At 61.4% G+C, this 11,948-nt stretch carries 11 protein-coding genes; 5 read left to right on the top strand and 6 right to left on the bottom strand.

Features of this window, described 5'->3' with window-relative positions; all coding sequences use genetic code 11:
• Positions 1 to 14: 14 nt before the first annotated feature.
• Together QQK16_RS10710 and QQK16_RS10705 are read left to right on the top strand one after the other, a co-directional pair.
• The gene (locus QQK16_RS10710; RefSeq protein WP_284196453.1) at positions 15 to 908 is read left to right on the top strand and encodes a bifunctional helix-turn-helix domain-containing protein/methylated-DNA--[protein]-cysteine S-methyltransferase; all 894 of its coding nucleotides are present in this window, start codon (positions 15 to 17) and stop codon (positions 906 to 908) included.
• The gene (locus QQK16_RS10705) at positions 901 to 1,791 is read left to right on the top strand and encodes a DMT family transporter (RefSeq protein ID WP_284196452.1); all 891 of its coding nucleotides are present in this window, start codon (positions 901 to 903) and stop codon (positions 1,789 to 1,791) included. The genes QQK16_RS10710 and QQK16_RS10705 overlap by 8 nt, the downstream gene beginning before the upstream one ends.
• On the opposite strand, the gene QQK16_RS10700 is transcribed toward QQK16_RS10705, so the two are convergent.
• The 5 genes from QQK16_RS10700 to QQK16_RS10680 all read right to left on the bottom strand — a co-directional run bounded on the left by QQK16_RS10700 (position 1,788) and on the right by QQK16_RS10680 (position 5,347).
• Entirely contained in the window at positions 1,788 to 2,765 is a 978-nt protein-coding gene (locus tag QQK16_RS10700) for a GlxA family transcriptional regulator (RefSeq protein ID WP_284196451.1), read from the bottom strand. The genes QQK16_RS10705 and QQK16_RS10700 overlap by 4 nt on opposite strands.
• Before the next feature lie 9 nt (positions 2,766 to 2,774).
• Positions 2,775 to 3,008: a DUF1272 domain-containing protein gene (locus QQK16_RS10695; protein ID WP_284196450.1), complete on the bottom strand. Its 234-nt coding sequence runs from the start codon at positions 3,006 to 3,008 to the stop codon at positions 2,775 to 2,777.
• A gap of 15 nt (positions 3,009 to 3,023) precedes the next feature.
• Entirely contained in the window at positions 3,024 to 3,581 is a 558-nt protein-coding gene (locus QQK16_RS10690) for an isochorismatase family protein (protein ID WP_284196449.1), read from the bottom strand.
• A 237-nt stretch (positions 3,582 to 3,818) separates the two neighbouring features.
• Positions 3,819 to 4,505: a hypothetical protein gene (locus QQK16_RS10685; RefSeq protein WP_284196448.1), complete on the bottom strand. Its 687-nt coding sequence runs from the start codon at positions 4,503 to 4,505 to the stop codon at positions 3,819 to 3,821.
• A 281-nt stretch (positions 4,506 to 4,786) separates the two neighbouring features.
• Positions 4,787 to 5,347, bottom strand: coding sequence for a GNAT family N-acetyltransferase (locus tag QQK16_RS10680; protein ID WP_284196447.1), 561 nt, complete (start codon positions 5,345 to 5,347; stop codon positions 4,787 to 4,789).
• 226 nt (positions 5,348 to 5,573) lie between these two features.
• Here QQK16_RS10680 and prpR point away from each other — a divergent pair, with 226 nt between their 5' ends.
• Positions 5,574 to 7,475: a propionate catabolism operon regulatory protein PrpR gene (prpR, locus tag QQK16_RS10675; RefSeq protein WP_284196446.1), complete on the top strand. Its 1,902-nt coding sequence runs from the start codon at positions 5,574 to 5,576 to the stop codon at positions 7,473 to 7,475.
• A gap of 100 nt (positions 7,476 to 7,575) precedes the next feature.
• On the opposite strand, the gene fdxA is transcribed toward prpR, so the two are convergent.
• Positions 7,576 to 7,914, bottom strand: a complete 339-nt coding sequence (gene fdxA, locus QQK16_RS10670) for a ferredoxin FdxA (protein WP_284196445.1) — start codon at positions 7,912 to 7,914, stop codon at positions 7,576 to 7,578.
• A gap of 78 nt (positions 7,915 to 7,992) precedes the next feature.
• On the opposite strand from fdxA, the gene gluQRS reads away from it, so the two are divergent.
• Together gluQRS and QQK16_RS10660 are read left to right on the top strand one after the other, a co-directional pair.
• A complete protein-coding gene (gene gluQRS, locus QQK16_RS10665; RefSeq protein WP_284196444.1) occupies positions 7,993 to 8,943 on the top strand; it encodes a tRNA glutamyl-Q(34) synthetase GluQRS in 951 nt (316 codons plus the stop codon).
• A gap of 257 nt (positions 8,944 to 9,200) precedes the next feature.
• Complete coding sequence (locus QQK16_RS10660) at positions 9,201 to 11,867, top strand: FimV/HubP family polar landmark protein (protein ID WP_284196919.1); 2,667 nt, start codon at positions 9,201 to 9,203, stop codon at positions 11,865 to 11,867.
• The last annotated feature ends 81 nt before the right edge of the window (positions 11,868 to 11,948 follow it).

Here is an 11,948-nt window from a genome sequence, read left to right as displayed (position 1 = left end):
CCTAAGATGCCGCCATGGATACCGCTACCTACTCCCACGATGATCTGCCAGCACGCGCCGAGGCCTATGTGACAGTGGCTGCGGCCCTGGACTGGCTGCGCACCCATGCCGACGAACAACCCGAGCTGGCAAAACTGGCACGCCATGTGGGCTTGTCCGAATCGCATCTGCAGCGCCTGTTTGCACGTTGGGCTGGTCTCAGCCCCAAGCGTTTTCTGCAGCATCTGACGGGCGAAAAGGCCCGGGCGGCGTTGCTGGCGGGTGAGGATGTGATGGGCGCCAGCCTCTCGGTGGGGCTCTCTGGTCCTGGGCGTTTGCATGATCTGATGCTGAGTTTTCAGGCGGCGACACCCGGTGAGATCAAACTGGGTGGCGCGGGCTGGGTGTTGACCTGGGGGCTGGCAGCGACGCCCTTTGGTTTGGCCCTGCTGGCGCAGGGACCGCGTGGGGTGGTCAAGTTGGCCTTTGTGGACGATGGTCATGCGCAGGCATGGGCTGAGTTGAAACGCGATTGGCCGGCGGCACGCCTGCAGCGCGATGACCAGATGATGCAGTTGCTGGCTGAGCGGGTGTTTGGCGGTTTTCAGCGACTGGAGCCGGTGCATCTTTTTGTCAAAGGTACGCAGTTTCAGCTCAAGGTCTGGCAGGCGCTGCTGCAGGTACCCGAGGGGCGGTTGACCACTTATGGCGAGCTGGCGCGGCGGATAGACCAGCCTGGGGCGGCCAGGGCCGTGGGCAGCGCGGTGGGGGCCAATCCCATTGCTTTGCTGATACCCTGCCACAGGGTCATACGGGGCGATGGTGGCCTGGGTGGCTATCACTGGGGCGAAACCCGCAAGCGGGCCCTCATCGGCCTGGAGCTTCAACATCGGCAGGACCTAGCCAGCGTCGAGGTAGTGCGTGGGTAGGCGGGATCTGGCTGAGCTGGTATTGCTGGCCGCACTCTGGGGTGCGTCCTTCCTGTTCATGCGGGTGGCGGCACCTGTGTTTGGGCCTTTGGTTCTGGTCCTGGTTCGTGTGGGGCTGGCCACGCTATGCCTGCTGCCCCTGGTATGCTGGCGCAGCGAGGCCCGCGAGCTGATGACCCATTGGCGCCCCTTGGCAGTGGTTGGATTACTCAATTCCGCACTGCCGTTCAGCCTGTTTGCTTGGGCCGCGCTCTCCCTTTCGGCTGGGTTTACTGCGGTGCTCAATGCCACCACTCCTTTATGGGGTGCGGTAGTGGCGTGGCTGTGGCTGGCGACGCAACTGCCGCGTGGCAAGGTACTGGGCCTGGCATTGGGCTTTCTTGGGGTAGTGGTGCTGGTCTGGGGCAGGATCAGCTTCAAGCCTGGCGGTGATGGCTGGGCGGTGCTGGCGGCCATGCTGGCACCTGTCGCCTATGGGATCGCCGCCAACTACACCAAGCAAAAACTGGCCATGGCCTCGCCCCTGGTGGTGGCTACTGGTAGCCAGCTTGCTGCGACCTTGATGCTCTTGCCGCTAGCTGTGCCGCTATGGCCTGAGCACCCTATCAGCCTGAATGCCTGGCTTGCTGCCATCGCCTTGGCAGTGGTCTGCACTGCATTGGCTTTTCTGCTGTTCTTCCGGCTTATTGCAAAGGTTGGGCCAGGCAAGGCGATTGCAGTGACCTTCCTGATTCCGCTGTTTGCCATAGTCTGGGGCGGGATATTCCTGGGCGAAACATTGACTGCAGCCATGGCGGCGGGCGGCGGCATCATCCTGCTGGGCATTGCGCTGGCATTGGGCCTATGGTCGCCGCGCTGGCTGGCGCCGGCCAAGATGGACTAGTGCGTCTCGGCGGGGCGCCGCAGCGGGGTAGTCCGCTGTTTTTGCCATACCCGCCGCAGATCGCGGGCCGAGCCAAAGCCGCCGGCTTCGGCGATACGCTCCAGCGACCAGTCACGTAGCGTCAACAGGGGTTCGATCTGAGCTAGCTGTATCTGCTGGTAATAATCCAGCGGGCTGACGCCCGCATGCTGCCGGAACAGCCGCGCCAGATGGCGCGGGCTGACGCAGGCGATGCTGGCCATGGCCTCCAGCGGCCAGGGTCTGGCTGGCTCGGCGCTGATGGCGTCTTGTACGCGGTGGACTGCCGGATGCAGGTGGTTGCGGTAAGCCAGGAACGGCGAATGCTGCGGCGTGGCGCTGTCGCGTCGTAGCCAGACGACCATCTCGCGGGCCACTGCCAGCGCCAATTTCGGGCCGCACTGCCGTGCGATCAGCTCCAGTGCCAGGTCTATGCCGGTAGTGATGCCGGCCGAGCTGGCGATTTCGCCGTCCAGCACAAACACCCGGTCATTCTCCACGCGGGCGTTTGGCGCGATCTGCTGCAATTTCTCCACCAGGGTATGGTGGGTGGTACAGCGGCGATGATCCAGCAGACCGGCGGCGCCCGCCAGCAGGGCTGCCGAACAGATGGTGATCAGTTGACCATGTGGCCAGGGCTGCCCGGCGGGGCATAGTTGCTGCAGCCAGGCCACGGTTTGCCGGGCTGCAGCGGCCGATTGTGCTGCCATGGCACCTGCCAGGCCGGGGATGATGACCCAGCCCTGGGCTGGTAGCTGGCCGGGCAGCGGCTCGATTCCATCCAGCGCCATCCCCAGCGAGCTTTGTGGCATGGCTTCCGGCCCGCAATAGTGCAGCTCGAACCGACCACCATGTTGATTGGCAATGCGTAGCGCTTCGGCTGGTCCGGCGAAGTCCAGCAACAGAAAGCCGGGTAGCAGGATGAAATGAACCGGGATGGTGGGGGGCTGGGTCATCTGCTCATGCTAGTTACGGGGTTTATGGATACGTTCCGTGCTGGCGGGATACTTGATCAGCTTTTCAGCTGGCCGGCGCGGACGTTGCAACAATTCTCCGCCACAGTTGGGACAGACACCAGCCAAGCCGCCCTGAGCACAGTCGCGGCAAAAGGTGCATTCAAAGGAACAGATAAAAGCATCAAGGCTGTCGGGTGGCAGATCCTTGTCGCAGCATTCACAGCCAGGGCGCAGGGCAAGCATGGGGTGATCCTTCGCTCAGGCTGTCAGCGGCAACTGATCCAGGACAGCGGCAACGCTGCGCACGGTGGCAAAGCGACCTGCCAGTACCAGTTCGGTGCGTTCCTTGATTTCGGCAGGACTATAGAGGTGGCCATTGGCATGGCGCATGGGGAAGGTCATCGTCGCTTCGGTCACGTAATCCACGGTGTAGCCCATGTCTGAGGCGTTGCGTGTGGTGGTTTCACAGCATTGCTCGGTGCGTATGCCGGAGATGATCAGGTGGTGTATGCCCTGCGCCTTGAGCCAGGCATCGAGGTCGGTGCCGACCATGGCACTGTGGACATGCTTGACGACGGTGTGGTCCGCCTGCGGATCGCTTCCTGCCAATGGCGTGATATGGCCGGAATCCTGAGCAAAGGCAGGATTGCCGTCGATATCGACATGAAACACCCGGATAATGGGTAGACCGGCTTCGCGGCAGCCGGCGATCAGTTTGTTCTGTTGGTGCAGATACGCATCCAGGTCGTCGGCTTGCCAGTAGGTGGTATGGCGGAACGATTCTTGGACATCGATGACTAGCAGGGCGGCGGACATATCAGGACTCCAGCGGGTTGGGATGTCGCTACTTTAAGCAACATCCACTCAAGCCACAGTGCCGAAACCCGACCAGAATAGGACAGATAGGGACAAGCTACCTGGACGCCCCTGAACAGGTTCTTAGAGCGGCGAACAAAACCCAGCGTAGCGGTTCTGGCTAGGCGTGGGAGCGATGACAGTACGTGGGTACGGCAAGCTCGCACAACAACGCCAGAAGGGTTTTGTTAGCAGCTCTTAGAATGTCTTGGCCCGATTGAGGCCTATCATGGGCAGATGGGTGTAGACCTCCTGCAGAATGGCATCGGCCTGGGCATTGTTGCTGGCTTTTGCCATCGCTTCACGCAGGGCTACCAGCGCCAGACGCAGTTCCTTCTCGTCATCGCAGTGGCTGATACGGCGCTTGAGCAGCATGGCCTTGAGCCCCAGGTGTTTCTCTACCAGCTGGCGCATCAGCGCTGCTACCGGGCGCAGGTGTTCGGGCAGCTTGGTGGAAACCGGGATGTCTTCAAGCTGGGTATCGTCGACAGCGGCTGTTGCAGGGGTAGCTACCGGCGCTGCGGTTTGTGCAACAACGGGTGCTGTAGATACGACAGGGGGTGCGGCAAGGGGGGGCGTTGGTGCCGCCGGCTTGATGGTGACGGCCACGGTGGCCATGGCGGCTGCGGCTATCTCGCGTTGACTGGGTGCTGGTGGCTCGACCACGCTGCCGGGCAAAGGCTCGATCAGACCTAACTCCAGCAGTTTGTCGACTGTTTCGGCCGGGCTACCCAGCGACACGGCCAGTTGTACCAGTTGCTCGCTGTTCTTTTGACCGTCCACCTGCAGCAGCAGGGTGCGCAGGCGTACCGGCAACTTGGTACCACCTTCGCGTGCCTGCAGCGCCTGCTGGCCGGCTTCGGTCTTGCGCATAATCGCCATCATTACAGTGTTTCCCTCGTGTCATGTCTCGCCGCATCGCCTGCAGCGGGGCAAAGTTAGCACAAGAGTACAAGCTCTGTGTTTTAGATGAATTTCAGCATTTACTTACGTTCCATCAGCCGTGCAGGGTATATCAATATCGGGTATGGGCCGTGCCGCCAGGATCGCAAGCACCTACCGCACCACTGTCTTACACCACCTGGGTTTGTCCTGGCAGGGCAGGCCCAGGTCCATGGTTAGGCCAACTTAATAATAGGCTGGCCTGGCATGGGTGTGCCAGCAGATCAGGCCTGCATCTGCAGTCTGTCTTGCCGCTTGATTCGGTAAAGCAGGTGGGGTCGCAGGGGGTGGCCTGCTTCCAGCCTGGGGTGGTCGAAGTCATCGGCCGGATTGCGCTGCATGCCCAGGCGCTCCATTACCGCATGCGAGGGTAGATTGCCCATGGCCGCCAGGGCGACGATTTCTTCGATACCGGGCTGTTGAAAGCCCCAGTCCAGGCAAAGCTTGGCAGCTTCAGTTGCGTAGCCCTTGCCCCAATGGGCACGAGCCAGGCGCCAGCCTATTTCGACACAGGGAGTGAAATGGGTGGGGTAGGGGGTGCGCAGCAGGCCGGTAAAGCCGATCAGCTCGGCTACGCCGGGCACTTCCACTGCCCAGAAGGTAAAACCCTCACGCTCGGCGTGTTCACGCATGCGGCCTATCTCTGCATCACTCTGTTCACGGCTGAGCACGGTAGGGAAAAAGCGTCGGACTTCAGGGTCGGCGTTGAGGGCGGCGTAGGCTTCCAGATCGCTATCGCGCCAGTCTCGGACGATGACGCGTTCGCCGTGGAGGGAGAAGGCCATTGCAGTTTTCCTTTCTAATGGTTGCAGACAAATCTGCCGGATGTAGTCAGGCAAACCCGCTATGCCGTGGTTTGCTGGCAGGCCATTGGTGGGCCGTTGCTCTTGTTGCGGCAGACAGGTTTCAACTTTGGCTGATATTGTTGCGCAAGTGAAATCGCTGTGCAGAGTGTACCGCGCTCTGCCCCTTGGCCGCCGGGCTGGGTCAATCTGTAGGGAAAGTGAAAAGATGGCAAGGCAATCGATACCCCGCCTGGGGGTGGTAGCAACGCGCGCCTTGGCAGAAATGGCGCGCGGCGTGCTGGCTGGAGCGGGGCAGCGCTATGAACTGCAGCTGATAGAGATGCCTGCCGACGAGGCGGTGGCTAGCGTGCGTGAGCTGGTGCAGGCGGGGCGGCTGGATGCGGTGATTGCTGCGGGCCGTGGTGCAGAGCTGCTGCGTGGAGCGCTGGATATACCGGTGGCGCAGATCAAGGTGACCGGTTACGACATATTGCATGCGCTGGTTGCGGCGCGCCGGCTTAATCCGCGAGCCGTCTTGCTGACGCGCCGACGCCTGGCGGATGAGTTTGAGTCGTTGAAGCCGATACTGAATCTGGAGTTGGTGCCGCTGATCTATGAGGGCGACGATGAGGCACGCCGACACCTCGATACCTTGTCACAGGCTACGCGGCCGGTCGTGGTGGGCTCTAGCCAGATTGTGCATCTGGCGGGCTTGCATGGCTTGCCTGCGGTATTGATCTACTCGATGGATTCCATCGTGGCGGCGATTGAAGCCGCGCTGGAGCTGACACGGGTAGCCAGGGTGGAGGAGGCCAAGCGGGAGCGGCTGGACCGCATACTGGAGAGCCTGGCCGAGGGGGTCGCTGCGGTTGATATGGATGAGCGGGTACAGACCATCAATCCGGCGCTGGCCGCCTTGGTTGGGGTGGCTGGGGAGTGGGCCGAAGGCAGGCGGCTGTCAGAGCTGGCCCCTGAGCTATCGCTGGCCAGTGTGCTGAAAAGCGGTGAAGGGCGGCGCGACGAGGTGGTAACGGTGGCCGGCCGCAGGCTGGTAAGCCAGCGCCTGCCCTTGATGGAGGCTGGGCTGCAGGTGGGGGCGGTACTGACCTTGCAGGAATCGACCGCCATTGAGCGGGCGGACCGCAAGTTGCGGGCTGAAGCGCGCCGCAGCCCATTTCGTGCGAAATACAGCCTGGCCGATGTGTTGGGTGAGGCACCGTTGATCAAGGAAGCACGCGAGTTGGCCCTGCTGTATGCGGGTACGGATTCTTCGGTGCTGATTGGCGGTGCTTCGGGCACCGGCAAGGAATTGTTTGCCCAGGGCATACATCAGGCCTCAAAGCGGGTGGATGGCCCTTTTGTTGCGCTCAATTGCGCGGCCTTTCCCGAGACCTTGCTGGAATCGGAATTGTTTGGCCACGAGGAAGGGGCGTTTACCGGCTCGCGTCGCGGTGGCAAGCCTGGTCTGATTGAACTGGCACATCGCGGAACCTTGTTCCTGGATGAGATAGGCGATATGCCTCTGCCATTGCAGACGCGTCTGCTGCGAGTGCTGCAGGAGCGGGAGGTCTTGCGGCTAGGGGCATCGGAGCCAGTACCGGTGGATGTGCGGGTGATAGCGGCCACCCACGCCGAGTTGAAGGAGGTGATGGCGGCAGGTCGATTCCGCGTGGACCTGTACTATCGGCTCAATATCCTCAGTCTGACCTTGCCCGCCTTGGCGCAGCGCGGACAGGACGTGGTGTTGCTGGCGACGCGGCTGGCTGCTGATGCACTGCAGCGGCTAGGCGCAAAGCAGCCCGCCGATGCCTTGGTCGTACCCCTGGTCAGGGCGAGCCTAGGCTATAGCTGGCCTGGCAATGTGCGCGAACTGCAAAACCTGGTGGAGCGACTGGCGGTGTTTCTGTGTGCGCATGGTAGCTTGCGCGATAGTGATATACGGCGCTTGGCACCGGAGCTGACCACGGCACAGGCAGGGGATGCATCGCTGGCCAGGACTGCCGATACCGCTAGGCGCCAGCGCCTGCAGGCCGTCCTGATGGAGTGCGGTGGTGACAGGGCGTTGGCGGCGGCGCGCCTTGGTATCAGCCGCACCACCCTGTGGCGGATACTGCGCGAGGCGGAGTAATGCTTTCGGTGGGGGCTGACTGGTAGGCAAGGAAAAACGCCCACCTGGGAGGGGTGGGCGTTGACGGGCAAGTGTCCGCTTACCCTTGGCGCTGTCAGATTCAGGCGCCGTTGCGATCCAGATGCGGCAGCTTGTTCTTCACTGTGGACCACTGGTCGTGATCGGGCAGCGGGTCTTTCTTCTCAACGATGGGTGTCCAGGCCGGGTTCCGGGACAATTCTGCGTTGATCTGGATATAGGCTTGCTGATCGGCGGGCACATCATCCTCGGCGTAGATGGCCTCGACCGGGCACTCGGCCACGCACAGGGTGCAATCTATGCACTCGTCCGGGTCGATCACCAGGAAATTGGGGCCTTCGCGGAAGCAGTCCACCGGACAGACATCCACGCAGTCGGTATATTTGCACTTCACGCAGGCATCGGTCACCACGTACGTCATATCGCTCAGTCCTTTAATTCTTGCGACGCTGAAATTTTTGACGATTGTAACAGAAGCGCTCAAGACTCCCCGCACAGCATGGTTATTTCCAAAGACGCCACCATCATAAGCCCCCCCTATATCGGGCGCTTTGCGCCCAGCCCCACTGGTCCGCTGCATGCGGGCTCGCTACTGTCGGCGGTAGGGAGCTATCTGGAGGCGCGCGCCCATGGCGGACGCTGGCTGGTGCGGATGGAAGACCTGGATCCGCCGCGTGAGATGCCGGGGGCGGCAGATGACATTTTGCGCACCTTGGCGGGCTTCGGTTTCGAGTGGGATGGCGAGGTGATGTATCAGAGCCGCCGGCTTGAGCGCTACCGCGAGGTGTTGGCTGGCTTGCAGCGCGATGGGCAGGCCTATGCCTGCGCCTGTACCCGACGCGAGATTGCGGATTCCAGTGTGCGTGGCATCGACGGGCCAGTTTATCCCGGCACCTGCCGTGCCGGGCTGCCGGCCGGTAAAACCGGTAGGGCATGGCGTATAAAGCTGGCCGATAATGTCACCGTAACATTTACCGATGCGCTACAGGGTTTGCAGCGGCAGAATCTGGCCCGCGACTTGGGCGATTTTGTACTTTTGCGCGCGGACGGCTATTTTGCCTATCAGCTGGCTGTGGTGGTGGATGATGCCGATCAGGCAATTAGCCATATAGTCAGGGGGGCGGACTTGCTGGACTCAGCCCCGAGGCAAATCTATTTGCAGCAGGTGCTGGGATATCAGCAACCGCAATACGCGCACCTGCCGGTATTGATCAATTCCGCAGGTGAGAAACTCAGTAAACAGACCCGCGCTGCGCCCCTGGATATGTCGCGCAGGTCGCTATTGTTGTGCCAGACGCTGGATAAATTGGGACAGATGCCACCCGATGCTTTATTTTCGGCTAGTCTGACCGATATCTGGTCTTGGGCCTTCACGAATTGGCGACTTGACAAAGTGCCTACGTGCAGGGACTTGGTGGAACCGTTGTGCGGCAGCGACGAACCGGTTTAACGCCAATGTCATGTATCCCATTGAAATGTAAGCGGCAAACTTTTTTCTTTTTATTTGCCGCAATCGCTGTCTAAACTCAGGTGGCACGCGAGCTTGCGTGCATAACCCCATGATGTTAATTTATTTGTCGGAATTTTGACTCCGCAAAAAAGGTGGGAGCCGTGCGAATCAGATCAAAACTTAAGGCCACTGTCGCGGCTGTTGCCTTGGCGACGTTACCCGTTGCCGTTCATTCAGCAGGCCTCGGGCGCTTGAATGTGCTGTCGGGCCTGGGCCAGCCGCTACGTGCTGAAATAGACCTCGTTGCCGTACAGGCAGCCGAGATCGAGTCCTTGCGTGCCGGGTTGGCCGCCCCCGATTCCTATCGGGAGGCCCAAATCGAATACCCTTCATCCTCGCTGGGCTTGCGCTTCAGCCTGGATAAGCGCTCGAACGGGCAATACTTTATCTCGGTCAATTCTTCGCAGAGCGTCAATGAGCCTGCGCTGAATTTCCTGATCGAGCTGAAGTGGGAAGGTGGCCGCGTATTACGTGAATACACCGCGCTGCTGGATCCGGTGGGTTACAACGCGGCTACTGCCACGGCACCCGTGGCCGCCAGCCGGCCGGCGACGCCCGTGCCGCAGCCTGCAGCGCAGCCGGTGCAGGCAACCGCACCCAAGCCTGTCGCCCCAAAGCCTGAGCCCGCCAAGCAGCCTCAACCTCAGCCTGTAGCCGAAGAAGCATCCGGTGATGCTGCCTCTTACACGGTGCGGACGGGCGATACGCTGGTGGGTGTAGCGCGCATGAACATGGTTGAGGGTGTGAGCCTGGAGCAGATGCTGGTTGGTATCTATCGTGCCAACCAGGGTGCTTTTGATGGCAAGAACATGAACCGCCTGCGCAAGGGCAAGATACTCAACATCCCCGACAGGGATGCCCTGAGCAATATCTCGCCGTCGGAAGCGGCCCAGGAGATACGGGTGCAGGCCCAGGATTGGCGTGCATACCGCGCCAAGCTGGCAGACAGTGCTGGTGCCTCGCAGGCGGAAGCGACACCTGGTGCCGGCAAGATTACGGCCAAGGTCGAAGACAAAGTCAAGGCGCCAGAGTCTGCCGGCAAGGACACGCTGAAGCTTTCCAAGGGCGAGGAAGGCAAGCTCAAGGAGCGCTTGCAGACGCTGGAAGAAGAATCGACTGCACGGCAGAAGGCCTTGGCTGAGGCCAGCCAGCGCGTCAGCGAGCTGGAGAAGACCAACAAAAAGCTGGAAGAGTTGCTGGCCCTGAAGAGCAAGCAAGGCGCTGATCTGCAGAAGCAGGCTGAAGCAGCCAAGGCTGCGAAGCCCGCGGTTGTGGAGCCGGCCAAGCCTGTTGTAACAGCCCCAACTTTGCCCACCCCTGTACCAGCCGAGCCTACTCCGGCCCCAGGTGCCGTGACTGCCACGCCTGCAGTGGAAGCTCCGCTGAATCCGGAAGCTGGCACACCCGTCGTGGCAGAACCGGCCCCGCCGGTGGTGGCACCTGTTGAGCCGCCCAAGCCCAAGAAGAAGCGTCCGCCTATCGTGATGCCGGAGCCGGAACCGGAGCCGTCCTTGCTGGAAAACCCTATGGTGCTGGGTGCGGGTGGTCTGGCGCTGGCCCTGCTGGCCGGTGGTGGCTTCTGGTTCGCGCGCCGCCGCAAGAAGGGCAGCTTTGAAGACAGCGTGATTACCGGTTCTGACCTGAAATCCAACACCATGGTGGGCAACACCGGTGGTGCGGTCATCAGCACGGGCGTGACGGAGAACTCCTTCCTCACCGACTTCAGCCGTGCTGGCCTAGGCACCATCGATACCGATGAAGTGGATCCGATTGCCGAAGCCGAGGTGTACATGGCCTATGGCCGTGATGCCCAGGCCGAGGAGATACTTAAGGATGCCTTGACCCGTGATGGCACTCGGCAGGAAGTACGCCTGAAGCTGCTGGAAATCTACAGCGCCCGCAAGAATGCTGCAGCGTTTGAGGGCACCGCACGCGAACTGTATTCCGGTACGCAGGGGCAAGGTCCGCTGTGGGCGCAGGCGGCTGAAATGGGCCGTGCCCTGGATCCGCAGAACTCGCTGTATCAGCAGCAGGCGCCAGTTGATACCGGTGCGCTGGACAAGACCATGATTCTCTCGGCGGGTACGCTGGGTGAGATGGCGCAGGAAACTGCACGGTTTGCCCAGCCTGCTGCCGAAGCACCGGCTGCTGGTCTGGACCTGGATTTCCAGCTGGATGCGGGCGAGGCGGCTTCACAGCCGGTCGCTGGCGATTCGCTGGATTTTGATCTGGGTCTGGGCGCCGAGCCTGCTGCGCCTGCCGAGGCACCGCTGGATCTGTCGGCCGGCATGCCGGACATGACGCCTCCGCCGGTAGCGGCTGAGGCCGAGATGGACTTCGACATCGGTGAGTTCAACCTCGATTCGCCGGCTGCGGCCGCTGCACCCGAGGCGGCTGCCGATGATGGCATCCTCTCGCTGGATATCCCGCTAGACCTGCCTAATGAACCTGCAGCAAAGGCTGCGGCGCCGCTTGATCTGGGTTCGGACATGCCGGACTTTGCCCTGCCTGTGTCGAATGAGCCGCTGGCTGAGCTGGATACGCCGGACTTGGCTGCAGGCCTCGACTTCAACTTCGACATGGGTGAGGCCCCTGTGGCATCGCCTGCAGCTGCCTCGGCAGATACGCTGGATATGGATGGTATGGGTTTGGACTTGGACATTGCGCCCGAAGCGGCTAACGGCACGGACGTGATGGATTTTGGCGCGGAACTGGATGATCCGGTTACCACCAAGATTGATCTGGCCAGGGCCTATATCGACATGGGCGACAAGGAAGGTGCGCGTGAAATACTGCAGGAGGCTATGAGCGAGGGTAATTCCGAGCAAAAGTCCACTGCGGAGTCTTTGCTGGCACAGCTGTAATTGCTAGGGGCCTGGCCCCGCTTGAGGCAAAATGGAACGTGGGTCGCTTAGCGACCCACGTTTTGTTTTGTACTGGGATTT

Source organism: Chitinimonas prasina (genome assembly GCF_030160395.1).
Classification (GTDB): domain Bacteria; phylum Pseudomonadota; class Gammaproteobacteria; order Burkholderiales; family Chitinimonadaceae; genus Chitinimonas; species Chitinimonas prasina.
Note: the sequence above shows the minus strand (reverse complement) of the source record. Positions and strands in the feature narration are given on the sequence as shown.